This is a genomic window from Exiguobacterium algae (assembly GCF_018617875.1).
Classification (GTDB): Bacteria; Bacillota; Bacilli; order Exiguobacteriales; family Exiguobacteriaceae; genus Exiguobacterium; species Exiguobacterium algae.
Genome location: NZ_JACSKZ010000004.1, coordinates 1 through 23,244, shown reverse-complemented (window position 1 = coordinate 23,244; position 23,244 = coordinate 1). Strand labels below are relative to the sequence as shown.

Annotated in this window: 24 protein-coding genes and 1 rRNA gene; 18 read left to right on the top strand and 7 right to left on the bottom strand. The window is 47.0% G+C overall.

The features are described from left to right. Positions 1-18 precede the first annotated feature (18 nt). From KNP03_RS10235 to KNP03_RS10200, 8 genes are all read left to right on the top strand, one after another. Complete coding sequence (locus KNP03_RS10235) at positions 19-2,064, top strand: ABC transporter ATP-binding protein (RefSeq protein ID WP_214829005.1); 2,046 nt, start codon at positions 19-21, stop codon at positions 2,062-2,064. 73 nt (positions 2,065-2,137) lie between these two features. Next, a complete protein-coding gene (locus KNP03_RS10230) occupies positions 2,138-2,452 on the top strand; it encodes a YfhH family protein (RefSeq protein ID WP_214829003.1) in 315 nt (104 codons plus the stop codon). Continuing rightward, positions 2,449-2,718, top strand: coding sequence for a YfhJ family protein (locus KNP03_RS10225; RefSeq protein WP_214829001.1), 270 nt, complete (start codon positions 2,449-2,451; stop codon positions 2,716-2,718). The genes KNP03_RS10230 and KNP03_RS10225 overlap by 4 nt, the downstream gene beginning before the upstream one ends. 151 nt (positions 2,719-2,869) lie before the next feature. Beyond that, positions 2,870-3,409, top strand: coding sequence for a helix-turn-helix domain-containing protein (locus KNP03_RS10220; RefSeq protein WP_214828998.1), 540 nt, complete (start codon positions 2,870-2,872; stop codon positions 3,407-3,409). 21 nt (positions 3,410-3,430) lie between these two features. Further along, a complete protein-coding gene (locus KNP03_RS10215) occupies positions 3,431-4,537 on the top strand; it encodes an ABC transporter ATP-binding protein (RefSeq protein ID WP_214828996.1) in 1,107 nt (368 codons plus the stop codon). Next, complete coding sequence (locus tag KNP03_RS10210; protein ID WP_214747133.1) at positions 4,524-5,345, top strand: ABC transporter permease; 822 nt, start codon at positions 4,524-4,526, stop codon at positions 5,343-5,345. The genes KNP03_RS10215 and KNP03_RS10210 overlap by 14 nt, the downstream gene beginning before the upstream one ends. After that, positions 5,342-6,136, top strand: a complete 795-nt coding sequence (locus tag KNP03_RS10205) for an ABC transporter permease (RefSeq protein ID WP_214828994.1) — start codon at positions 5,342-5,344, stop codon at positions 6,134-6,136. The genes KNP03_RS10210 and KNP03_RS10205 overlap by 4 nt, the downstream gene beginning before the upstream one ends. Further along, positions 6,133-7,203 carry an ABC transporter substrate-binding protein gene (locus tag KNP03_RS10200; RefSeq protein ID WP_214828992.1) on the top strand — a complete coding sequence of 357 codons (1,071 nt, stop codon included), beginning with the start codon at positions 6,133-6,135 and terminating at the stop codon, positions 7,201-7,203. Before KNP03_RS10205 ends, KNP03_RS10200 begins: the two co-directional genes overlap by 4 nt. Positions 7,204-7,239: 36 nt before the next feature. Here the strand turns inward: KNP03_RS10200 and KNP03_RS10195 are convergent, their stop codons facing one another. Together KNP03_RS10195 and adh are read right to left on the bottom strand one after the other, a co-directional pair. After that, positions 7,240-7,599 carry a DUF779 domain-containing protein gene (locus tag KNP03_RS10195; RefSeq protein WP_214828990.1) on the bottom strand — a complete coding sequence of 120 codons (360 nt, stop codon included), beginning with the start codon at positions 7,597-7,599 and terminating at the stop codon, positions 7,240-7,242. A gap of 1 nt (position 7,600) precedes the next feature. Further along, entirely contained in the window at positions 7,601-9,121 is a 1,521-nt protein-coding gene (gene adh, locus KNP03_RS10190) for an aldehyde dehydrogenase (protein WP_214828988.1), read from the bottom strand. A gap of 214 nt (positions 9,122-9,335) precedes the next feature. Here adh and KNP03_RS10185 point away from each other — a divergent pair, with 214 nt between their 5' ends. Then, entirely contained in the window at positions 9,336-9,869 is a 534-nt protein-coding gene (locus KNP03_RS10185; RefSeq protein ID WP_214828986.1) for a YceI family protein, read from the top strand. Between the two features lie 27 nt (positions 9,870-9,896). On the opposite strand, the gene KNP03_RS10180 is transcribed toward KNP03_RS10185, so the two are convergent. Then, positions 9,897-10,880 (bottom strand): metal-dependent hydrolase, encoded by a 984-nt coding sequence (locus tag KNP03_RS10180; RefSeq protein WP_214828984.1) that lies wholly within the window; start codon positions 10,878-10,880, stop codon positions 9,897-9,899. 89 nt (positions 10,881-10,969) lie between these two features. On the opposite strand from KNP03_RS10180, the gene mutY reads away from it, so the two are divergent. From mutY to KNP03_RS10160, 4 genes are all read left to right on the top strand, one after another. Then, entirely contained in the window at positions 10,970-12,004 is a 1,035-nt protein-coding gene (gene mutY / locus KNP03_RS10175; protein WP_214828982.1) for an A/G-specific adenine glycosylase, read from the top strand. Next, on the top strand, positions 11,991-12,416 hold the full coding sequence (locus KNP03_RS10170) for a hypothetical protein (RefSeq protein ID WP_214828981.1): 426 nt from the start codon (positions 11,991-11,993) through the stop codon (positions 12,414-12,416). Before mutY ends, KNP03_RS10170 begins: the two co-directional genes overlap by 14 nt. An 89-nt stretch (positions 12,417-12,505) precedes the next feature. Beyond that, positions 12,506-13,048, top strand: coding sequence for a nucleoside tri-diphosphate phosphatase (gene ntdP, locus KNP03_RS10165; RefSeq protein WP_015880896.1), 543 nt, complete (start codon positions 12,506-12,508; stop codon positions 13,046-13,048). A 36-nt stretch (positions 13,049-13,084) separates the two neighbouring features. Then, entirely contained in the window at positions 13,085-14,833 is a 1,749-nt protein-coding gene (locus KNP03_RS10160; protein WP_214828979.1) for an ABC transporter ATP-binding protein, read from the top strand. Positions 14,834-14,873: 40 nt separating this feature from the next. On the opposite strand, the gene KNP03_RS10155 is transcribed toward KNP03_RS10160, so the two are convergent. Continuing rightward, entirely contained in the window at positions 14,874-15,269 is a 396-nt protein-coding gene (locus tag KNP03_RS10155) for a thiol-disulfide oxidoreductase DCC family protein (protein WP_240544570.1), read from the bottom strand. A 53-nt stretch (positions 15,270-15,322) separates the two neighbouring features. Continuing rightward, positions 15,323-16,555 (bottom strand): MFS transporter, encoded by a 1,233-nt coding sequence (locus KNP03_RS10150; RefSeq protein WP_214828975.1) that lies wholly within the window; start codon positions 16,553-16,555, stop codon positions 15,323-15,325. Between the two features lie 91 nt (positions 16,556-16,646). Here KNP03_RS10150 and KNP03_RS10145 point away from each other — a divergent pair, with 91 nt between their 5' ends. Further along, entirely contained in the window at positions 16,647-18,284 is a 1,638-nt protein-coding gene (locus KNP03_RS10145; RefSeq protein ID WP_214828974.1) for an ABC transporter substrate-binding protein, read from the top strand. A gap of 32 nt (positions 18,285-18,316) precedes the next feature. Here KNP03_RS10145 and KNP03_RS10140 read toward each other — a convergent pair whose 3' ends face one another. Beyond that, on the bottom strand, positions 18,317-19,615 hold the full coding sequence (locus KNP03_RS10140) for a glutamate-1-semialdehyde 2,1-aminomutase (protein ID WP_214828973.1): 1,299 nt from the start codon (positions 19,613-19,615) through the stop codon (positions 18,317-18,319). A gap of 191 nt (positions 19,616-19,806) precedes the next feature. On the opposite strand from KNP03_RS10140, the gene perR reads away from it, so the two are divergent. Next, the gene (perR, locus tag KNP03_RS10135) at positions 19,807-20,238 is read left to right on the top strand and encodes a peroxide-responsive transcriptional repressor PerR (RefSeq protein ID WP_214829293.1); all 432 of its coding nucleotides are present in this window, start codon (positions 19,807-19,809) and stop codon (positions 20,236-20,238) included. 30 nt (positions 20,239-20,268) lie between these two features. On the opposite strand, the gene KNP03_RS10130 is transcribed toward perR, so the two are convergent. Continuing rightward, complete coding sequence (locus KNP03_RS10130) at positions 20,269-20,628, bottom strand: YgzB family protein (protein ID WP_214828972.1); 360 nt, start codon at positions 20,626-20,628, stop codon at positions 20,269-20,271. Positions 20,629-20,781: 153 nt separating this feature from the next. Here KNP03_RS10130 and KNP03_RS10125 point away from each other — a divergent pair, with 153 nt between their 5' ends. From KNP03_RS10125 to KNP03_RS10115, 3 genes are all read left to right on the top strand, one after another. Further along, entirely contained in the window at positions 20,782-21,654 is an 873-nt protein-coding gene (locus tag KNP03_RS10125) for a nucleotidyltransferase-like protein (RefSeq protein ID WP_214828971.1), read from the top strand. A gap of 140 nt (positions 21,655-21,794) precedes the next feature. Next, positions 21,795-22,865 carry a PstS family phosphate ABC transporter substrate-binding protein gene (locus tag KNP03_RS10120; protein WP_240544569.1) on the top strand — a complete coding sequence of 357 codons (1,071 nt, stop codon included), beginning with the start codon at positions 21,795-21,797 and terminating at the stop codon, positions 22,863-22,865. A gap of 304 nt (positions 22,866-23,169) precedes the next feature. Beyond that, positions 23,170-23,244, top strand: a 16S ribosomal RNA gene (locus KNP03_RS10115); the annotation flags it as partial.

Below are 23,244 nucleotides of genomic sequence, written 5' to 3'. Positions count from 1 at the left end.
GGAAAGGGGGAATCTCTCATGATCGATCAATATGAATTAGATCCGGTACGTCGGAAAAAAACGATTCGATCGCTGTTTGGGTATGCCAAACAAGTGAAACAATCGATATTCCTCGGATTGACTTTACTATTTTTAGCGGTCGGCGCAGAACTCGCCGGACCATATATCGCCAAGATCATCATCGATGAGCACATCGTTGCCATCGAGCGGGACTGGGTTCAAGTCGAGTCCGGCGGTAGCGTCTCATTTAAAGGAGACTCGTATGAAAAAGAAAAAAGGTTGGATGGACAGGAGGTTGTAAAACCCGTCTCGATCGTTCAAACGACCGATGGGTACTTTCTCGTCCCCGAAGCTGTCATCAGCGGTGGCGTGCGGGAAGTAGAAGGGGATCAATTGTCCATTGTAAGAGGGGATGAGACAAGAACTTATGAGGGAATCATTCCCCTCTCTTCATCAGAAGTGTTCCGCTTTTATCAAACCGATTTAAGGGCCGTCCTATTATTATCAGGTCTGTATGTCGTCTTGCTCTTGATGGCAGCAGGATTGAACTGGGGGCAGCAAATGCTCCTGCAACGTTCTGCACATAAAATCGTGAAGACGATGCGTCTTGATGTGATGAAGCACCTTCAAACGATTCCGGTGCGATACTTTGACCAGACACCAATCGGGAAAATCGTCAGCCGGGTCACAAACGATACCGAGACGATTCGCGACTTATATTTAGGGGTACTTGCACGCGTGTTCCAAAGCATCGTCATGATGATTGGGGTTCTGATTGCGATGTTCTTCCTCGACGTCCGTCTCGGTCTTGTCTCACTGATCATTATTCCGGTTGTCATCGTTTGGATTCGGTTGTTCCAAAAATTTGCGACGAAGAATAACTTCCGGGTACGTGCCCTCGTCGCAGACATGAATGCCCAATTGAACGAAAGCATTCAGACCATGCCAATCATTCAATCGTATGTCCGGGAAGACCTTGTGTATGATGAATTCAATACGAAGAATACGGATAATTTTGAGACACGACGGAAGCTGTTGAAGTTGGATGCACTCATGTCGCATAACCTGGTGAACTTCTTCCGTAATATGGCGCTCGCCCTTCTGATTTGGGTCGTCGGAGCCCAAACGTTAGGCACGGGAAGCATTTTAACGCTAGGGATCCTGTATGCGTACATTGACTACGTGTCCCGTATTTTTGAACCGGTCACGCAAATCATGAACCAATTGTCGCCGCTCCAACAAGCACTTGTTTCAGCAGACCGCATGTTCCAACTGTTGGATGAGAAAGGTGAAGCCGTATCGACAGAGCGGATTTCACGCTTTAAAGGAGAAGTCGTCTTTGACGATGTATCGTTCAGTTACGAGGCAGGAAAACCTGTCCTTCAACACATCGAGATCAAGGCGGCTCCGGGAGAAACGATTGCGCTTGTTGGTCATACGGGGAGTGGAAAGAGTTCAATCATGAACCTGCTCATGCGGTTCTATGATCCGTCGGCAGGAGAACTACGCATCGACGGGTTAAACGTTACCACGTTGCCAACTCAGGCAGTCCGGGACCATCTCGGAATCGTTCTTCAAGATCCGTTCCTCTTCACGGGAACGATTCGCTCGAACATCTCACTTGGAGATGAGTCGATTACGGATGAACAGATTTGGAAGGCCGTTACGGCTGTCGGTGCTGACCGTTTCGTCAAACAATTACCAAACGGGTTAGATGAGCCTGTCATTGAACGGGGTGCATCTCTTTCGAGTGGAGAGCGTCAGCTGATCAGCTTCGCACGGGCACTCGTCTTTGACCCGGCGATTCTCGTACTCGACGAGGCGACAGCGAGTGTCGATTCGGAAACAGAAGCGCTCATTCAGGAAGCGCTTAAAACGCTCACCTACGGTCGAACGACGTTTGTCATCGCCCACCGTCTCTCTACGATTCGGGAAGCGGACCAGATTCTCGTTCTGGATCACGGTCGAATCATCGAGCGGGGGAATCATCAAACGCTCATCGACCAAGGAGGCGTCTACGCACGCATGCACGAACTTCAAAGTAAGCAGCAGGCAATCAGTTAAGGAAAAGGCGAATTCGATTTCGCCTTTTTCTTTTTCGCATAAAATCTGATACGCTTACATCGAGGTGAACGAAATGGAAAAACGGTTAAGTGACTTATCGAAATATGAGTTAGAGCAAGAAATTCAGGCACTGCATGAACGCAAACGGAAAGCTGAACAGATGGGCATGGTGAGTGAGATTGAGGTCGTCCTTCGTCGCATCGCCATCGCTGAAAGTTACTTGGTCGATCCGAAGTCCTTTAAACCAGGGAATACGTACATCGTGAATTACAACAACCGGCCGTTCCAGTTGAAATTCGTCAATGGTGTGATGGGCTGGGGAATGTTCGAAGGTGAGATGACCGAGCGTGCGATTCCGCTGTCTGAGTTGTCGGAGGTGAAAAAATGAATCGTACTGAGCAATACGAACGATTGGCAGAGATTTTGAAAGAAAAAAATGATGTATTAAGCGACATCGAGGCCATCACATGGGTCGAGGTTTTATGGGAAGATTTTGAGACGACGCTTGCGAAAGCGGGAGAACCCTATCCTGGAGAGGCAAAAGCGTTTCAATATGTCATGCAACAAATCGATGCATATGGTGCACAACTCCACTTGTTCCGAACGAAGAACGAGAAGTTTAAGCACTTGATGTCGAAACGGAATTTACACTAAATCATGTCCATTGCGACGTGATTTTTTTATTGCAATTCGCATACAGTTGTTTATAATAAAGTTCGCTATTGGTTTTCTTTAAAGTATAGTATAAATAAACTTTCTTTAGTTGAAATCATGTTTCACTAAACTAGAAGGAGGCGTTCAGTCGTTGGAAGTAGGTCAAAACATTAAGCGACTCCGGATTAAAAAAGGATTGACCCAGGAGGAGTTGGCGGAGCGCACGGATTTGAGTAAAGGGTATATCTCTCAAATTGAACGGGATTTAAGCTCTCCTTCACTCGAGACATTATTTGATTTGTTGAACGTCCTTGGAAGTTCCCCGAAAGAGTTCTTTGATGAAGACTTGAATCAAAAAGTCGTATACACCGTCGATGATCGCACCACATATACGGATGAGGAACGAAAATATCGAACGGAATGGCTCATTCCGGAATCGAATGAAAAAGAGATGGAGCCGATTCTCGTCACCTTTTTCAAAAACGGAGAATTCAAGCAATATGAACCGTCCCGTTCAGAGACACTGGTATATGTCTTGTCCGGCAAAGTGGCTCTGAAGTTAGGTCATCACACGTATTTTGCCAAAGCGGGGGAAACGATGTATTATGTCGCCTCGGATTCGCACCAACTCGTCAACGATCACGATGGCGAGAGTGAATGTCTCATCGTAGCGACTCATTCATATTTATAAGTCAATAGAGGAGGAAACAGCATGAATGCAGAGACAATTATTCGTTTTGACCACGTGTCAAAGCGTTACGACGACACCGTCGTCCTAGAAGATATCAGTTTTGAGATTGAGCGTGGGAAGTTTTATACACTTCTCGGTCCATCGGGATGCGGAAAGACGACAATCTTACGTCTGATCGCCGGATTTACCGACGCGACTGATGGCGATATTCACTTCAGTGGGAAGCGGATCAACGACGTACCCGCCAACAAACGACAAGTGAACACCGTGTTCCAAGATTATGCGCTGTTTCCTCATTTGAACGTATTTGAAAATGTGGCGTTCGGTCTCCGGATCAAAAAGTTAAAAGAGGCAGATATTCAAGCGAAAGTCGAGCAAGCCCTCAAGTTCGTCAACTTAGAAGGATACGGTTCGCGTGAAATCGATGAGATGTCAGGTGGACAACGACAACGGGTCGCCATCGCCCGTGCAATCGTGAACGAACCGGAAGTCATCCTCCTTGATGAACCATTGTCTGCCCTGGATTTGAAACTTCGGACAGAAATGCAATATGAACTACGTGAATTGCAGCAACGCCTTGGTATTACCTTCATCTTCGTCACACACGACCAAGAAGAGGCACTCGCGATGTCAGACGAGATCTTCGTCATGAATCATGGGAAAATCATTCAAAGCGGAACGCCAACAGACATCTATGATGAACCAATCAACCGGTTCGTCGCAGATTTCATTGGAGAATCAAATATCGTGCCGGGTGTCATGCCCGAAGACAATGTCGTCACGTTCGCTGGTAAAACGTTCGATTGTGTCGACCAAGGATTTGACCGGAATGAAAAAGTTGAGGTTATCATTCGACCGGAAGACTTGGAAATGACATCAGTCGATTCTGCGAAACTGATTGTCGATGTCGATTCACAATTGTTCCGTGGCGTTCACTATGAAATTTGCTGTTACGACCAGGAAGGGAACGAGTGGCTCGTCCACTCGACGAAGAAGTCGACAGTCGGATCAAAAATCGGATTGACGTTTGACGAGGAAGCGATTCATGTCATGCGATTAGGGGAGACGGAAGAAGAGTTCGACCGTCGTCTCGAATCCTATGAGGAGGTCCCTCATGAATCAAACTAACCAGACCGCAAAGACGGTATATTTGACGACGTATTGGATTTGGATTGCTTTATTCGTTGTCGCACCACTCGTTCTCGTCGTCTACTACTCGTTTTTTGATATCGATGGGAACTTGAGCTTAGAAAACTATCAGATGTTCTTCTCTTCAACGTACTTGTCAATGACGCTATCATCATTTTGGTATGCGTTCCTGATTACGTTTTTCTCACTACTCGTCGGGTATCCGACGGCGTACTTGTTGACGAAGACGAAGCATAAACAGCTTTGGCTATTGCTCATCTTGCTTCCGTCATGGATTAACCTGTTATTAAAAGCATATGCGTTCCTTGGTATTTTTGGGACGTACGGCATCACGAATCAGTTTTTAGAAGCGATTGGGATTGGCACGAAACAGATTCTCTTCACGGACTTCAGTTTCGTCTTCGTCTCGGTGTACATTTTCATCCCGTTCATGATTTTGCCGATTTACAACGCGATTGAAAAATTACCACCATCTCTCGTCTATGCATCACGCGACTTAGGTGCATCAAACTGGACGACGTTCCGACGCGTCATCTTCCCGTTGACGCTTGACGGCGTCAAGTCAGGGATTCAAATTGTCTTTATTCCGGCGTTGTCACTCTTCATGATCACACGCCTGATCGCAGGGAACCGTGTCATCACGCTCGGTACAGCGATTGAACAACAATTCCTTGTTACGCAAAACTGGGGGATGGGATCTACGATTGCCGTCTTCTTGATCTTGGCGATGGTGCTCGTCATGGTCATTACGCGTGACTGGGGCGCGAAAGGAGCGGTCCGTCGATGAAACGTAAACGATTCAAATTATCAAACTTATACTTGGCGGCCGTGTTCTTCATTTTATACGCGCCAATCTTATATTTGGTCTTCTACTCGTTCAACAGTGGCGGAACGATGAGTAACTTTGAGGGATTCACGCTTGAATGGTATAAGTCACTCTTCACGGACACGCGACTGCTCGTCATCGTCTTGAACACGATTGTCATCGCCCTGCTATCCGCGACGATTTCAACTGTGCTCGGTGTCATCGGGGCGCTCGCCATTTATACGGCGAAACAAAGGGTTACGAAGACGTCGCTCTTGTCATTGAACAACGTCTTAATTGTCAGCCCGGACGTCATCATCGGGGCATCGTTCTTGATTCTCTTCACGATGCTCGGGATTCAGTTAGGCTTCTATTCGGTTCTCTTGTCGCACATCGCCTTCTCGGTTCCGATTGTCGTCATCTTGGTGTTGCCGAAACTTCAAGAGATGAGCCCGACGCTGATTGATGCGTCGCGTGATTTAGGGGCCAGTACATGGGATGTGTTGACAAAAGTCATTCTCCCGTATATCACACCAGGCGTGTTCGCCGGATTCTTCACGGCGCTCACGTACTCGTTAGATGACTTTGCAGTTACGTTCTTCGTGACAGGGAACGGGTTCACGACACTCGCAGTAGAAATCTACTCGCGTGCTCGTCAAGGAATCTCGCTTGAAATCAATGCACTGTCTGCCATTCTATTCGTCTTCACCCTCATCCTTGTCATTGGATATTATGTGTTGGCGCAACGAGGAGCAAAGGAGGTTAGACGATGAAAAAATTAATCATCATGTTGGCTGTCCCGTTGATTGTCAGCTTCGGTCTCCTTCTTTGGATTCAGCAATTGAATGCCGCGCAAGGATTTGGTGGCGACAATACGCTTGTCGTCTATAACTGGGGAGATTATATCGATGAGGACTTGATTGGTGAGTTCGAAGAGCAGAGTGGGTTGAAAGTCGTCTACCAAACATTCGATTCGAACGAGGCGATGCTCACGAAAATCGAGCAAGGGGGTACGGCGTTCGATGTAGCCGTCCCGTCAGACTATGCGATCAGTAAAATGATTGAAGAGGATTTATTGCTGCCAATCGATTACGACAAGCTTGAGAATTTCGACAATATCGACCCACGCTTTCTCGACAAATCGTTCGATCCGGGTAACAAATATTCGGTTCCTTACTTCTGGGGAACGGTCGGGATCGTCTATAATCCTGAATTAGTCGATGGTGAGATCACATCGTGGAACGACTTATGGAAGATGCCGCTTGAAAACGACATCCTTCTTGCAGACGGGACGCGCGAAGTGATGGGCTTCGGCTTAAACTCGCTTGGCTATTCGCTCAATACGACGAATAAAGATGAGTTGATTGAGGCAGAAGAAAGGTTAACGACGCTTTGGCCAAATATCAAAGCCATCGTTGGAGATGAAATCAAGATGCTCATGGCGAACCGTGAAGCAGCGGCAGCCGTTGTCTGGTCCGGGGATGCTTCGGAAATCATGTACGAAAATGAAGAACTGACGTATGTCATTCCGGAAGAGGGGACGAACCTCTGGTTTGATAACCTCGTCATTCCAAGTACGGCACAAAACGTGGATGGTGCGCATCAATTCATCGACTTCATGTTAGATGCTGAGATTGCGGCGCGAAACACGGACTATGTAGGCTATTCGACTCCGAACGAAGCGGCACTCGAGTTTTTAGATGAAGAAGTGACGTCAGATGAGCGATTCTATCCGTCTCGCGAAGTGACGCAAGAACTTGAAGTATACGAAAATTTAGGGAAGCGGATGAACGCTTATTATAATGAGTTATATTTGCAGTTTAAAATGCAAAGTAAATGAAAATAAGGCCTCGCTCATTGGAGCGGGGCCCTATTCTTAGACTTGATTCAGTTCCGCACGCTCTTCTTCAGTGAATACTCTTGAACGCCCTAAAAATCGTTTTCCTTCCACGCCTTCAAGAGAGAACATCCCGCCCCGACCATCGACCACATCGATGATGAGTTGCGTATGTTTCCAATAATCGTATTGTTTCTCGTGGATATAGAACGGGGTGTCTCCGATTTCACCAAGGAGCACATCGTGATCGCCCACCATGAACTCGTCGCGTGGAAAGCACATGGGTGAACTTCCATCACAGCATCCTCCTGATTGATGAAACAGCAGTGGACCGTGCTTCGACTTAAGACGTTCGATCAAATCGAGCGCGGCGGGGGTGGCCTCGACTCGTTTCACCATCTTAGAAGAACCCGAGCTTTTGTTCGCTGTAGCTGACGAGCATGTTTTTCGTCCGTTGATAATGGCTGAGCATCATCTTATGGTTTTCACGCCCGATTCCTGACATTTTGTAACCACCAAATGCGGCATGAGCCGGATATTGGTGATAACAGTTGATCCAGACACGACCGGCTTGGATTTCACGTCCGAAGCGATAGGCACGGTTCATGTCTCGAGTCCAGACGCCTGCGCCAAGACCATACAACGTATCATTCGCGATGGCGAGTGCTTCCGCATCATCTTTAAACGTCGTGACAGAAAGGACCGGTCCGAAGATTTCTTCCTGGAAGATGCGCATTTTGTTATGACCTTTGAAGATTGTTGGTTGAATGTAGAAACCATCAGCAAGGTCACCGTCCATCATATTACGTTCTCCGCCAATCAAGCATTCCGCTCCTTCTGACTTTCCGATTTCAAGATAGGACAGGATTTTCTCCATCTGCTCATTTGAAGCTTGCGCTCCCATCATGACGTCAGAGTCGAGCGGATTCCCGAGTTTGATGGCTTTCACTCGTTCGATCACGCGCTCCATGAATTTGTCGTAAATCGACTCATGAATGAGGGCGCGGGATGGGCATGTACAAACTTCGCCTTGGTTCAAGGCGAACATGACGAGTCCTTCGATTGCTTTATCAAAGAAATCATCATCAGCATCCATAATGTCGGCGAAGAAGATGTTTGGCGATTTTCCTCCAAGCTCTAAAGTGACCGGGATGATGTTTTGTGAAGCGTATTGCATGATTAAACGTCCTGTCGTTGTTTCACCTGTGAAGGCTACTTTATCGACACGGTCGCTTGAAGCAAGTGGTTTTCCGGCCTCGAGTCCGAATCCGTTGACGATGTTGACGACACCGGCAGGAAGCAGGTCTTCAATGAGCTCCATGAGGACCATAATGGAAGCAGGCGTCTGTTCCGCCGGCTTTAGGACGACACAGTTTCCGGCTGCGAGGGCAGGTGCCAACTTCCATACCGCCATCAGGAGAGGGAAGTTCCACGGAATGATTTGTGCGACAACGCCGAGCGGTTCAGTGAAGTGGTAAGCGACTGTATCATGGTCGAGTTCGCTGATTCCACCTTCCTGTGAACGGATGACACCCGCGAAATACCGGAAGTGGTCAATGGCAAGAGGAAGGTCCGCATTTAGCGTTTCCCGTACCGCCTTCCCATTTTCCCAAGTTTCGGCATAAGCGAGCATTTCTAAATTTTCTTCCATACGATCAGCGATTTTATTCAGAATGACAGAACGTTCTGTCACACTTGTTTTCCCCCATGCCTCTTTTGCGGCATGAGCGGCATCTAAAGCGAGATCGATATCTTCTTTTGTGGATCGGGCGACTTCACATAATACTTTACCGTTTACAGGGGACGTATTCTCAAAGTATTGACCGTTAAATGGAGCGGTCCATTTTCCGTTGATGTAATTCTCATAGCGGTCCTTAAAATGTACTTTCGTTCCTGCTGAGTTCGGTACTTCATAAATCATGTTCGTTCCTCCCTTTTTACAAGTTAGAGGAGTTATGTATGCGCTTACATTTTGTTGTAAACGAACAGCTCCCTTTTTTATCCTAACGGTTTGGTGTGACAAAAGTCAAAATTTTTTGACAATAATTCGTAACAAATTCCTTTCGGGTTTTAAGTGATTCCGTTCAGGTAAACAATCTAGTATAAACAGACTGGAAGCGAGGGAGTTGGTCCTCATGGCAGGTACGTATCACGTCGATCTGACACGCAGCAAGATCTCATTCAGTGTGCGGCATATGAGAGTGTCCAAAGTAAGAGGGGAGTTTAAGCAATTCAAAATTGAGGCGAAGGGCGACCCGCATAATTTAAACGATGCGCACGTCAACGTTCTCATTCAAGTGGCGTCCATCGAAACGCACGGAAAGGAACGGGATCGTCACCTGCGCTCGAGTGATTTTTTCTATGTCGATAAATATCCCTACATCTCATTCGAATCCAAGGCGTTTCATTCTAAAGGTCATGGAAAATACCAACTTGTCGGAAATTTAACGATTCGTGGGGAGACACGTGAAGAGAGGGTGGACGTAACCATTTTACGGGTGAAAAAAGGGACGGGCGGACAACAGCTTGTTCTGTGTGTCGGGAGTGGAGTCATCAATCGTGAGGCATATGGGCTCACTTGGAATCAGGCATTAGAGGCTGGCGGTGTCCTTGTGGGACAAAAGGTGACGTATGAATTTGAGCTTCATTTTTCAGGAATGGGATCATAAAAAAAGCCGCTCGGAGTGAGCGACTTTTTATTGTTCGAAAGCCAATTTCTTTTGAAGGCTGTCTTCGCTGAACACCCAACCGGTAAAGGATGAGAGCACTTCGTTCGATTGTTCATCAACGATGACGACAGCAACGAAAGGATACATGTTCTTCGAGAAGTAACGCAGATTCGTAAAGCGGTATTCAATCATCCCATTGTAGCGGGTGACCGTATACGTATGAATCTTTGAAAACTCAAGAAATGCCTGAAGGTCGGCATTTTTCCGTGCCTCGACGAAGTGGATGTCTTCTTCCCCTGGCATCGGTTTGTCACGGAAGCGGCCGCATTCGATGACTTTGCCTTTTTTCACTTTGACGGCACCGAGTCCGTCACGGAAACGAACGGCGACATGCCAATCGTCCCAGCCAATCCCAGGTGAGATGAACAACTCATGTGCCCCTGCGAAATGTCGTGCGACTGTGGCGAGGGCACGGTTACGCATTTTAAATTGAATTGCATAGTAACTGATGACAAGTGCGATCAGCAATGCAAAAATAGGGACAGTTGCACCGGTTATCATCCATAATGCATATGCACCGTAATAGGCGGAGAACAAGTAAGGATCAAACGTACCGATGACACCCCAACCAATCCATTTTTTTGAGAACGGTTGTAACGCTTGTGTTCCATAGGCATTAAATAAGTCGACGGTGACGTGCAGGATAACGGCGATTTGCGCCATTACCCAAAGGGATGCCGGACTGACGCCAAGTACCGCTCCGATGATGGCACTGACGATAATCGGCCAAGCAAGAAGCGCGGTGATTCCGTGTGAACGACCGCGATGCTGGCGTAAATAAGTGCTATTTCCTTTTAGTTTAAAGATCGTATCAAAGTCTGGCGCATGAGAGCCGACGAGAGCAGTTGCGGTCATGGCTAGAAACATCTGTGCATCGCCCGACACCTCAGGGCTGAGCGTTGCAATGGCGCTTAATCCGAGTCCCATTCCGATGTGTGTCGCTGTATCCAATGTGCATCAGCACCTCCATAAGAAAACGCAAAAACGACGGGTTCTAATCCTATTTATCATACAATATTTTTAAATTAAGGGGAACTGAAATGCTTGATTTTGATAAAATATTCACAAATTATAACATTAATGATTTTAATGAAAATCTCCTCACCTGGTTCAATCGTGAAAAGCGCGATTTGCCGTGGCGACATGCGAAAAATCCATATCGCGTGTGGGTGAGTGAAGTCATGCTTCAACAGACGAGAGTGGATACCGTGATCCCGTACTTCAACCGTTTCATGGAGCGCTTTCCGACCATCGAGGACTTGGCAGCGGCTGAGTCGGATGAAGTGGTGAAGTATTGGGAAGGTCTCGGCTATTACTCGCGCGTACGTAATTTACATGAGGCTGTACAGGAAGTTGTGGCGACTTATGATGGCATCGTGCCGGAAGAGAAAGAGAAGTTTGAGAAGTTAAAAGGAGTCGGGCCATATACGACGGGAGCCGTGCTCTCGATTGCTTACAATCAGCCTGAGCCGGCAGTCGATGGGAATGTGATGCGTGTCATGTCCCGGCAGTTCGGGATTTACGAGGATATTGCACTTCCGAAAACGCGAAAAGTGTTCGATCAAGTCATACGCCGGCTGATGGACCCGAACCATGCCTCAGATTTCAATGAAGGGGTGATGGAACTCGGGGCGACGGTTTGTACCCCGAAAAATCCGATGTGTTCGCTATGCCCGGTGCAGGACGATTGTTATGCCTATGCCCATCACGTACAAGATGAGCTACCTGTCAAAACGAAAAAAGGGGCGTCACGCGTTGAAATGTATGATGCCCTCTATTGTGAGAAAGAGGGGAAGATTGCTTTTATACAGCGTCCCGACAACGGGTTGCTCGCAGGAATGTGGCAATATCCGCTTACTGAACGGGGAACGGGGGAACAATTAAACGGGACATACATGGGTCAAGTGAAGCACGTTTTCTCTCATATCATCTGGTATATCGATTTATATCAGGTCGAAACGCTCCCTGAAGAAGAATATGTTTGGTTCACTCCGACAGAACGGGAGGAGAAGACGGTATCTGTTGCCCAACAAAAACTTGAGCGATTGGCAGGTGTCGAAGGTGAGACGATTTGATGTCGAGACGACATATGACACATCCGTAGAGACGTTATGGGGGTTGCTACAGGATGCCTCGTTATTAACGAAGTTGACGAGATTCCCGAAAGTCGAATTGATCGGGGATGGTGCATCGGTCGAAGGAAACAAGGTGAAACTGCTTGTCGGTGTAGGGCCGGTACAACTTCCGTGGGACAGTCGGATTGCGATTTCTGGAAAGCATGCGTTTGCCGACCAAGGAATCAAACTGCCGTTTCCGTTTAGACGATTCACCCATGTTCATCGTGTGGAAGAACGGAGCGGACGTGCCGTAATGATCGATGAAGTGACGTTTGATAGTTATGTTCCGAACATACTCGTCGAGTATTTTGTGCTTCGTCCGATGTTTCAAGAACGGGGCCGTGCCTTCCGTGAGACACTAAATTCGTGAAAATAAGAGATTTCCTTTTTCATTGGTTCTGAAAGTCGCTATAATTAAATATGAGAATTGTATAGCATCACAGCGGAAAGGAGGAGCTTATGAGCTTATTTCCCAAAGCAGGTAGCAAGATCGAGATACAGAGCTACAAGCACAACGGAACTTTGCATCGCGTTTGGGAAGAAACGCTCGTCCTTCAGTCGTCAAAAACGGATATGATCGGATTCAATGACCGCATCATGGTCAGTGAGTCGGACGGTCGGCAATGGAGAACGCGAGAGCCGGCAATTTGCTACTTTTCATCTGAGTATTGGTTCAATGTCATCTGTATGATTCGCGAAGACGGGATTTACTACTACTGTAATCTAGGTTCGCCAACTACATTTGATGGGGATGAACGTGCCATCAAATACATCGATTACGATTTGGACATCAAGGTGTTCCCGGATATGTCGTATACGATTTTAGATGAAGATGAATATGAGCGGCATCGTCGCGAGATGAATTATCCGAAAGCGATTGATCGAATCTTGAAGCAGAACGTGCAAGAGCTGATCAACTGGATTCGAGGACGGAAAGGGCCGTTCAACCCAACATTCGTCGATGAATGGTATCGCGAATACGAAGCACGTTACCGGAGATGATTCCTCATCTCCGCTTTTTTTCTTAAAGGAGGAACCATGGGTAGTATTAAACGCTATATGCAGTTTGTCAGTCCGTATAAAAAACAAATCGCACTCACGATTTTTGTCGGGATTTTAAAGTTTTCGATCCCGCTCGGTTTACCGTTACTTTATAGATATGTCATCGACAATTATTTGACAGAAGATGCCCAGGCACAAGACTACACGACACTCGTTTGGTTATTCAGTATCGTCTTCTTCGTCTTCCTGGTCCTCAAACCGCCAATCGAGTACTTACGTCAATACCTGGCACAATGGTCAGCGACCCGTGTCCTGTTCGATGTGCGGAACCGGTTGTTCGACCACGTTCAAAAATTGTCGCTTCGTTATTACTCGAACAACAAGACCGGTCAAATTATTTCGCGGATCATCAATGACGTCGAGCAGACGAAAGATTTTGTCATTACGGGGTTAATGAACATTTGGCTCGACATGGTCACGATTTTCATTGCGATTGGGATCATGTACAGCATTGATCCGCAATTGACGTTGATTGCCATCTTGCCACTCCCGTTCTACGCGTTTGCCGTCCGCTATTTCTACGGACGCTTACGCCAATTGACACGTGAGCGATCTGCTGCGCTCGCCGATCTGCAAGGACACTTGACCGAACGTGTGAACGGCATGGCCGTCATCCGCAGTTTCGCGCTTGAACCGTACGAAAACAAAGCGTTCGAACAGCAAAATGGAGGCTTCTTGAAAGCAGCGTTGAAACATACGAGCTGGAACGCCAAAACGTATGTCGTTGTGTCAACAATTACCGACATCGCACCGATTCTTATTTTCACGACCGCTTCATGGCTCGTCATACAGGAACAAGTTTCGCTCGGGACGCTCGTCGCGTTCATCGCCTATATCGATCGTCTCTATGCACCGCTTGGTCGCTTGGTCAACTCGGCGACGACTCTCACGCAGTCGGTCGCTTCGATGGACCGTGTTTTCGAATTTTTAGATGAGACGTACGATATCGAAGAGAAGCCGAACGGGTTTGTTCCGGTAGCGACTGCGGGGGAAATTGACCTCAAGCATGTCAGTTTCGCCTATGAAAAAGAAGGGACCCGCGCCTTGAACGATGTAAACTTGCACATTCGATCAGGTGAACGGGTGGCTTTCGTCGGGATGTCAGGTGGGGGGAAATCGACGCTCGTCAGTTTGATTCCGCGTTTTTATGACGTGACGGATGGAAGTATCCAAATAGATGGCGTCGACGTACGTGACTTTAAACTCCGTGCGCTCCGTGACCAGATTGGAATGGTCATGCAGGACTCGGTCCTCTTCAGTGAGTCAGTCGCGATGAACATTCGGATGGGGAAACCGGACGCGACGGATGAAGAAGTCATTGCGGCTGCGAAAGCGGCAAATGCCCATGAATTCATTTCAAAACTGCAAGACGGATATGCGACACCGGTAGGGGAAAAAGGTGTGAAGCTATCCGGAGGACAGAAACAACGTCTCGCCATCGCCCGCGTGTTCTTGAAGAACCCGCCGATTCTCATTCTTGACGAAGCGACAAGTGCGCTTGACTTAGAGAGTGAAGCGATGATTCAGGATTCGCTGGCGCGCTTGACGAGAGGAAGAACGACATTGATTGTCGCACACCGTCTCTCGACCATTACGGATGCGGATAAGATCGTTGTCGTTGAAGATGGACGAATCATGGAAACGGGGACGCATGAAGAATTGATGCGCCGTCGTGGAGCTTACTACGATCTCTACATGATTCAAGACTTAGCTGTCGTCGAATAACAAAAGCCAGTCCGGTTCAATCTGAACCGGACTGGCTTTTTTATCGATCTAAAAATCGTCTACGTTCATCTGGGGAAGGGAGCGTGCACACTACCTTCTTTCCAAATAAACGGGTACGGTGTTTGGCGATGATGTCATATCCTACATCTCGAAATCGTTTCGGCACATATCGGAAAAAGCGTAGCAGGCGCCAACGGCCGTCAAAATGTTCCGCAATCCGAACTGCCGCGTCTGATTTCATATAAGGAACGCCGTCTTGAATGAAAAGGATGGTGTCGATCGACGTCGGGATACGATGACGTCGACGTAACGACTGTCCAATCTCACTTTGTAAAGACGCAAAATGAAGTTTGGCACTCGTGTCATGGCGAATGATGAAGCGCACACTCGCATCACAAAACAGACAATCCCCATCAAATAAAACAATCGCAGGCAAGACATCCGCCTCCTTCATCGTACTGTTTTACCTTTCTTGAGGTCTTTTAAACCTCAAGCGGCAAGTTGGCGCACATCCTGCATTTTATAAAGCGATACATAATAGAAGTAGGTCCCTAGCGCCCCGAAGAAGAAGATGTATCCGCTCATGAAAATCGGTCCGATGAAGGCACCAACAACGATCCCTGCAGCTGCTACAAGTTTTGCCCCGTGCCAAGTTAATCCACCGAAGGCGAGATAAGAGGCGCGACGCTCCGGGTCGAGTAAATCAACTTGTTTGACTTGGCGGATCGGGGAGTAGAGCAGCTCACCGATTGTGAAGACCACAGCGAGTACCGCCAGGATGAAGAACGAATTCATCGAAGTGATGGCGGCATAGGCCGTGATATAGAGCGCGAGGCCGATGAAGAAGACATTCTTTTCTTTAAACTGCTTCACAAATGCCGTGACGGCGAACGTGATGGCGACGACAAGTAACGTGTTTTCGAGTTGCATAAATGCCATCATGCGCACACCATCAAAGGGAATACTGAAAATCTTCTGGGTGTGGAAAGATTCTGCTAAATGGACACCAATATAGTTTGCCATGTGGAATTCAGTAGAAAAGACGAGCATCCCTCCGAAGACGAACGTGATCCAGCGGCGGTCGCGTAATGCAATCCCATAGTTTTCAATCACTCCACGAATCGGGTTGGAAGGGGTCGTCCGGTTGCCTTTATACTGATCAATCAAATATTTTTGTAGGACGATTGTTGTGACAATCAGGACGAATGTCATCCCGACGAACAATCCGAAGCGGTGATCGCGATAGAAGGCTCCTCCAAGCATGACGCCTCCAGCAATCGCTAAGTTGACGAGCCAGTAATCGTACACATAAATCGCTTTTCGATTCGACTCTTCCATTGAATCGATGACGATGGCTTCGAGAGCCGGATAATTCAATCCGTTTGATATGGCATGACCGAAGTAGAGAATGGCCACAACAAGTGCCCAGTTATTCGATGGGTGGATGGCAATCGTCATCCCGATGAAACAAAGAATTTGAATCAGTTGTCCAATCTGTAAAATAAGCTTTCGATTGAAGCGGTCTGAGAAGTACCCACCAAACAGTCCGGTTAGGTAACCGACGATGACGAATGAAGTCATGATGATTCCTGCGGCGATTTTGCCGAGTTCTTCTGAGAAATAAAGTGCCATAAATGGAAAAATGGCAGATCCGACGATGCGGATGAAGAATCCACAAAGAAGTCGTAAACGAACATTTAATGGGAAATCTTTGAATTTCATGTGAGCACCTCCTTGTCACTACTTTAAACGTGGACTACACTTGTAAAAAGAGACAATTCATTAGGATGTGTCCACTTTTAGGGGGAGTTGGATGAACGCGAAAATCGTATCGTTATTCCATTTGAGTAGGAAAGAGGGGCGTAACTCTCTTTCATTAAAAGAGGCGGTCGGAGTAACGGGGTATAGTGAGAAACAAATAAAGCGGGACGTAAAAACATGGGAAGAGAAGGGATGGGTCACTTACCGGGCGGGAAAAGGCCGGGGGAATGAATCCATCATCGAATTCAATCCGCAATTTCAACAGGAGCTGACAGAGTGGAGCGTAGATTCATTTTCGGAAGCATCGATGGTTCAGGTGACGAAGTGGCTCGAATGGGACTGGCCGCAAGATCTTCGAGAGATGATTCAACTCCAGGTGTGGGGGAGATTCGGATTTGACCAAACCGGGGAAGACCGGTTTATCTTCCCGCGCACGAGGCAACTTGGGTCGCTTGACCCGCTCGATATTCATATCGCGATGGAGGCTTCTTTATCCCGGAACGTATTCGATCGACTGTTCGAGTGGGATGGTACAAAGGTACAGCCCTCCCTCGCCCATCATATAGAAGAAACATCGTTTGGTATGCGTTGTTACATTCGAAAAGGGGTGTATTTTCACAATGGGATGCCGTTGACGGCAAAAGACGTCGTCTATTCGTTGAATCGATTGTTGAAGAGGGGGAAACAGCCGTGGTTGTTCGGACCGATCGAGCAAGTTGAGACACCGGCACCCTTTGTCGTCGACATTTATACGAAATCACACCGGGCTTACATACAGCGCCTGCTTGCGCAGACTCCGACTTCGATTACATATGAAGGGGCGGAGGGGACGATTGGGACGGGACCGTTTAAACTGGAGCTTGTTTCGAAAGAGTTGTTCCGGCTCCGGGCGTTCGATCGTGGACTGAGACCACGCCCTTCTATCGATGTCATCGAGTTTGTCACTTTTTCCGAACAGGATTACGTCAAGTGGAGCACATGTGATGATCATCGTATCAAGCAGTGGGTAGCAGAAGCGGGAGCGCGATATGTGGTGTTCAATATGAAGCATTCCTGGTTGAAACATGAAAAAGCAGTGCGGAATGCCATTCAACAGGCGATCACGAAAGAGGATTTTATCGCGTTAGAAGGAGAGCGGCATCAAGTGGCACACGGATTCTTTCCGGACTCAAGCAAATCGATCGAGCTGACTCCAGGAAAAGCACATTCGAATCGTCCGCTGAAACTTTTACATCTTCCGTTTGAGACAGCTCGGGAAGATGCGCACTTGCTTGCGACGCAACTTCGGGCGGCCAGTTTCTGTGTAGAAGTCGATGTCTATTCGCTTGAATCACTCCTGTGGGAAGAGACGTTAAAACGGGCGGATCTTATTTTATGTGGCGAAATGATGAGTGAAGATGTTGATTTAGCGTTTCTGTCTTTTTTGACGAGTGAACTATCGCTCGTCGGAAAGTTGTTAGATAGGGACTTTGAATTGAGAACGATGATGGAAAAATATCAACAGACGGATAGGAAAGAGTGGATAAGACTTCACCGGGAGGTTGAACAATACCTCGTTGAGGAAGCGCTTGTGATTCCGCTATATCACGTGGCGCGTGAACGCCGTTTTCCAAGTTATTTAGGGAATGTGCCGGTAGATGTCTTTGGACATCCGCGATATGACCAACTTTGGATTCGTCCGAGCGTATAAGAAAAGGGATGCCGCGGCATCCCTTTTGATTGTTAGAGTTGAGCGAAAGCACGGTTCACGGCTTCAATCGTTTCATCGATATCTTGTTCTGTATGTTCTGTCGTCAAGAACCAGGCTTCATATTTAGAAGGAGCCAGGTTGACACCGTTCTCGAGCATGAGCTTGAAAAAGCGTCCGAACAGTTCCCCGTCCGATTTTTCTGCTCCTTCGTAATCGGTAACGACTTCGTCTGTGAAGTAGACGGTGAGGGCGCCTTTCAATCGGTTGATGGTGATTGTGACACCGTGTGTTTGAGCAGCTTCGCGAATACCGGCTTCAAGTCGTGCCCCAAGAGCATCTAGCTTTTCATAAACACCGGGTTGTTCTAGCACTTCTAAGCAAGCAATCCCGGTCGCCATGGAGGCTGGGTTTCCGGCCATCGTTCCTGCCTGGTAGGCTGGTCCGAGCGGAGCGACCGTCTCCATGATTTCTGCCTTTCCACCATACGCGCCGATTGGGAGTCCGCCCCCGATGATTTTTCCGAGCGCGGTCATGTCCGGTTCGATTCCGTACACTTGTTGGGCACTACCATATGTGAAGCGGAACGCTGTGATGACCTCATCATAAATGACGAGTGCGCCATGCTCGTGTGTGATTTCATTGACCGCTTCGAGGAATCCTGGTTTTGGTTCGACGATTCCAAAGTTCCCGACGATCGGCTCGACAAGTACACAAGCTACCTGGTCTCCCCATTCTTTCATCATCTTACGGTAAGCTTCCACGTCATTGAACGGGACGGTGATGACTTCTTTGGCGGTCGCTTTGGTCACGCCGGCTGAGTCAGGTGATCCGAGCGTAGCGGGACCGCTTCCGGCAGCGATTAACATGAGGTCAGAGTGTCCGTGGTAGCAGCCGCTGAATTTGACGACAAGTTCACGACCCGTATAAGCACGTGCGACACGGACTGTTGTCATCACAGCTTCAGTACCTGAGTTTGTAAAACGAACCTTATCCATTGAAGGGATCGCCTGTTTCAACTTCTTGGCAAATTCGACCTCAAGTTTATGAGGTGTTCCGTAAAGTAAACCTTTTAGCGAGGCATTCACTAGAGCCTCATGGATGTGTGGGTGAGCATGCCCGGTGATGATTGGACCGTACGCTGCCAAGTAATCGATGTAACGATTTCCGTCAACATCATAGAAATAAGCCCCTTCACCGCGTTCCATATAAACAGGCGCCCCACCGCCGACAGCTTTGAAAGAGCGGGATGGACTGTTTACACCCCCGACGATGTGTGTGAGTGCGTCTTGATATAGTTCATGAGATGACTCTCGATTTGATGAAGTAGTCATATGTATTGCCTCCTTATCCAAATTCGCATTTATTGTAACATAGCCGTCAACCGCATAAGCTCAACGTTTGACGAGTAGTTGAGAAATCAGTACACTATTTATAAAGATTACTATGTAAGAAATAAGTTAATTTTAACTGACACTTCACATGAATTTTATAGAAGAAATGAGGGATTGACGTGGGAAGCGAAATGCTTGACCATGCTGTTCAGTCGCTCCGAGAACATGGAGTCAGAATGACGCCTCAGCGCCAGGCCATTTTGGAGTACCTCGTCACGGAGCATAGCCATCCGACAGCGGATGACATTTACAAGGCACTTGCTGCAAGGTTCCCAAATATGAGTGTGGCGACTGTTTATAACAATTTGCGCGTATTCAAAGACGTTGGCCTCGTTCAGGAGATGAACTACGGGGATGCATCCAGCCGTTTTGATTTTGTGACATCCAAGCACTACCACATCATTTGTGATACATGTGGGAAAGTCGTGGATTTCAATTATCCGGTGTTGGACGAGATTGAAGCCGTCGCGGCGCAGTTGACTGGTTTTAAAGTGGACCGTCACCGTCTCGAGGTGTACGGGACATGCCCGACATGTCAGGCTGATCAATCGCATACACATTAAAAGACACATCCGTCGTGCGGATGTGTCTTTTTAGTCTTGTTGATGGGATTGTCGTTTATTATACTTCTCATCGAATTCTTTTCCCTCGAGTGATTGATCGATGGTAAGTGGTTCGTCGCAGTGCATACATAGGTCGACACGACCGAGCATTTTCGTTTCTTTCTCACAGTTCGGACACGTAACGACAATCGCTTTTGTAGAAGCCATCCCGATGATGAAGTAAAGGGCAGAGCTTGCGAGCACCATGACGAAGCCGAGGAGCATGAATGTGATCATGAGCCAAGTGATGGTTTTAGCGAGAAGTCCAAGGTACATGACTCCGATGCCGCCAAAAATCAGAAGTAATGCAATATTTCGAGCGCGGTTGATTTTATTCCCCCGTTTTTTCATTTATGAATCCCTCCATGTCTGCCTCTACTATAGCTCATCTCGTGATGCCTGAGAAGTTACTATGCTTTTGGGGCAGGAGATTGTAAAAAAGAAAGCGAATCTTTTTTGTACACAGATTTTGTAGGTTTTACGATTTAGAAAGAAGGGGTCCTCATGACGATGGAATATGCGACTCGAACAATTTATTCAGAATATGCTGCACTAAAATCAACCCTTGGAATCATTGAAGTGAAGAAAAAACGTCCACGTGATCCACTGACAGATCAATCGGATCGATTGCTGATCGTCATTGAAGCAAAAGAAGATCCATTTTGGACGGTTAAACATTATCAAGTAGGTAAAGAAAAGATTGTCCTACATGTCGTGAGTGATTCAATGATGGATCGGTGGATTGTGTTGAATGAGAACAGACGCGCGATTCATTGGCTTGAAGATGGGATTGTTCTATTTGAACGAAACGAATATATCTTGGAACTACGCCAACGGAATCGTAATTTGTCCAATCGTGAACAGCGCCTTCAGCTGTCGCTCTCGTTCGCGAAATTATTGAGACGTTTCGAAGATGGACGCAGTCTATTTTTGCAAGGAGAGTTTCAAGATGCCTTCACGCAAATTCACCATGCTCTCACACATTTAGCGAGGCTCTCGATTTTAGAGGCGGGGATTCACCCGGAAATTGTCCTGTGGGAACAAGTACGTGCCATCGATTTAGAGATTTATAAACTTCATGAAGAATTGGTTGGCGGACATGAATCGTTGGAACAAAGAATTCATCTTGTCGTCATCGGGATGGAGCATTTAATCCAATCCAAAGTCTTGCCGGGTACGCTACTGCTGCTTCAGACAATGCAAGAAAAAGATGAACCTTGGGGATTCCCGGAACTCATGGAGCATCCTAATTTACAAGAGTTAAGAGTCGATCTGGGCAGTATCATCGGTTTTTTAGTCAAGAAAGGATATATCCGTTCAGTCACACGTCCGACAAAAGGCGTTGGGGTTGAGGCGGTTTTATACGAAATTACCTAAGTGTAATTGAAGTCATTCGTGAGAGGGAAACGTTCGAAATGAAACTACTGAAATTTAGCATAGGAACAATCTTCATTCTTTTCGTCACGGTCGTCCTTTCTTTTATTGCCGCTCTTTTTACCATGATGGAACCAATATCCATGGGTCGCCCAATCCTTTGGACGATCTGGTATATGGGCGCTTTACTGATTGTGTGCATGGGACTCTATGATTTTTCATCACTTTCTAACGGAAGAGTTCGGCGAATACTCGGTTGGGGAGCGTTAATGGGGGTCGTCATCTTTGCCTCTGTTAAAGGCTACTATGTATACCTCGACCATTTGAAAATTGAAGAACGTGGGGTGGAGTTGACGGATTATCAACCGTTCACGAACTCACCTGAACTGGCTAAACTTGATTCGGAAACATCGATTGAGCTCGAAGGAAAGTTTCCAAAGTTAGATGGTGCAACAGCGCTCTATCCTGTATATGCTTCATTCGTCGAAGCACTGTATCCGGACTTGGTAGAATATAATCCTTATAATGTACAAACGAGTACTGTCGTCTCGACGACAACACCTGAAGCGTACAACCGGCTTTTAAATGGGCAAACGGACATCATTTTTGTCGCGGGTCCTTCAAAGCGTCAGTTACAGCTGGCTGAGCAAAAAGAAGTGTCACTACATATGACTCCGATTGGCAGAGAGGCGTTCGTCTTTTTTGTCCATGAAGATAATCCTATAGATTCGTTAACGATGGAACAGGTTCGAGGGATCTATGCAGGAGACATTCGCAGCTGGGATGAGGTCGGTGGGAAATCGGAAGAGATTCGCGCGTTTCAGCGACCTGAAGACAGTGGAAGTCAAACCGCCCTTCAGAAAATGATGGGAGAACGAAAACTAATGGAAGCTCCTGTTGAAGATGTACCTGAGGGCATGGGTGGGATTATTCAACAGACTTCTGCCTATCAAAATCATAAGAACGCGATCGGGTTCTCATTCCGGTACTATGCAACGGAGATGGTAAGCGATCACAAGATTAAATTACTTCGTATAGAGGGAATTGAACCCACTGTTGAATCGATCCAAGACGGGTCCTATCCATTGTCTTCAGAATTTTATGCGGTGACAACAGAAGAAAATGCAAAACAATATGCGACATTCCTGGAGTGGATGACAGAAGAGGATGGACAAACCCTCGTGGCAAAGACGGGATATGTTCGTCTTCGATAGAATACGGAATCAAGATTTACTTTTTATTACGTGAATAAAAAGTAAATCTTTTTTTAATTTTTGTCGTTTTTTATATTGACGAAGTGGTAAATAGAGATTATAGTTATAAACGTTGTCACGACAAAAGATTATTTCAGAAAAACAATTTGTGAAAAAAGTTGTTGACGAGATGAGCCGAAACGTGATAGATTAATGAAGTCGCCAAGAGCGACAGACGAACTTTGAAAACTGAACGATGAGGCAAAAAAAGTTTTACAATTTTTGAATGAAGCGCAAGCTTCGTCAATTTCGAGCTATATCAAATTCTTTGGAGAGTTTGATCCTGGCTCAGGACGAACGCTGGCGGCGTGCCTAATACATGCAAGTCGAGCGCAGGAAG

Excerpts from the sequence above, each read along its gene's own strand:
- KNP03_RS10235 (WP_214829005.1), top strand. The coding sequence starts at position 19 with ATGATCGATCAATATGAATTAGATCCGGTACGTCGGAAAAAAACGATT.
- KNP03_RS10145 (WP_214828974.1), top strand. The coding sequence starts at position 16,647 with ATGAACGCGAAAATCGTATCGTTATTCCATTTGAGTAGGAAAGAGGGG.
- KNP03_RS10125 (WP_214828971.1), top strand. The coding sequence starts at position 20,782 with ATGACGATGGAATATGCGACTCGAACAATTTATTCAGAATATGCTGCA.
- adh (WP_214828988.1), bottom strand. The coding sequence starts at position 9,121 with ATGATTTATGAAGTACCGAACTCAGCAGGAACGAAAGTACATTTTAAG.
- KNP03_RS10215 (WP_214828996.1), top strand. The coding sequence starts at position 3,431 with ATGAATGCAGAGACAATTATTCGTTTTGACCACGTGTCAAAGCGTTAC.
- KNP03_RS10130 (WP_214828972.1), bottom strand. The coding sequence starts at position 20,628 with ATGAAAAAACGGGGGAATAAAATCAACCGCGCTCGAAATATTGCATTA.
- mutY (WP_214828982.1), top strand. The coding sequence starts at position 10,970 with ATGCTTGATTTTGATAAAATATTCACAAATTATAACATTAATGATTTT.
- perR (WP_214829293.1), top strand. The coding sequence starts at position 19,807 with ATGCTTGACCATGCTGTTCAGTCGCTCCGAGAACATGGAGTCAGAATG.
- KNP03_RS10160 (WP_214828979.1), top strand. The coding sequence starts at position 13,085 with ATGGGTAGTATTAAACGCTATATGCAGTTTGTCAGTCCGTATAAAAAA.
- KNP03_RS10185 (WP_214828986.1), top strand. The coding sequence starts at position 9,336 with ATGGCAGGTACGTATCACGTCGATCTGACACGCAGCAAGATCTCATTC.
- ntdP (WP_015880896.1), top strand. The coding sequence starts at position 12,506 with ATGAGCTTATTTCCCAAAGCAGGTAGCAAGATCGAGATACAGAGCTAC.
- KNP03_RS10195 (WP_214828990.1), bottom strand. The coding sequence starts at position 7,599 with ATGGTGAAACGAGTCGAGGCCACCCCCGCCGCGCTCGATTTGATCGAA.
- KNP03_RS10200 (WP_214828992.1), top strand. The coding sequence starts at position 6,133 with ATGAAAAAATTAATCATCATGTTGGCTGTCCCGTTGATTGTCAGCTTC.
- KNP03_RS10230 (WP_214829003.1), top strand. The coding sequence starts at position 2,138 with ATGGAAAAACGGTTAAGTGACTTATCGAAATATGAGTTAGAGCAAGAA.
- KNP03_RS10140 (WP_214828973.1), bottom strand. The coding sequence starts at position 19,615 with ATGACTACTTCATCAAATCGAGAGTCATCTCATGAACTATATCAAGAC.
- KNP03_RS10205 (WP_214828994.1), top strand. The coding sequence starts at position 5,342 with ATGAAACGTAAACGATTCAAATTATCAAACTTATACTTGGCGGCCGTG.
- KNP03_RS10150 (WP_214828975.1), bottom strand. The coding sequence starts at position 16,555 with ATGAAATTCAAAGATTTCCCATTAAATGTTCGTTTACGACTTCTTTGT.
- KNP03_RS10210 (WP_214747133.1), top strand. The coding sequence starts at position 4,524 with ATGAATCAAACTAACCAGACCGCAAAGACGGTATATTTGACGACGTAT.
- KNP03_RS10120 (WP_240544569.1), top strand. The coding sequence starts at position 21,795 with ATGGGTCGCCCAATCCTTTGGACGATCTGGTATATGGGCGCTTTACTG.
- KNP03_RS10225 (WP_214829001.1), top strand. The coding sequence starts at position 2,449 with ATGAATCGTACTGAGCAATACGAACGATTGGCAGAGATTTTGAAAGAA.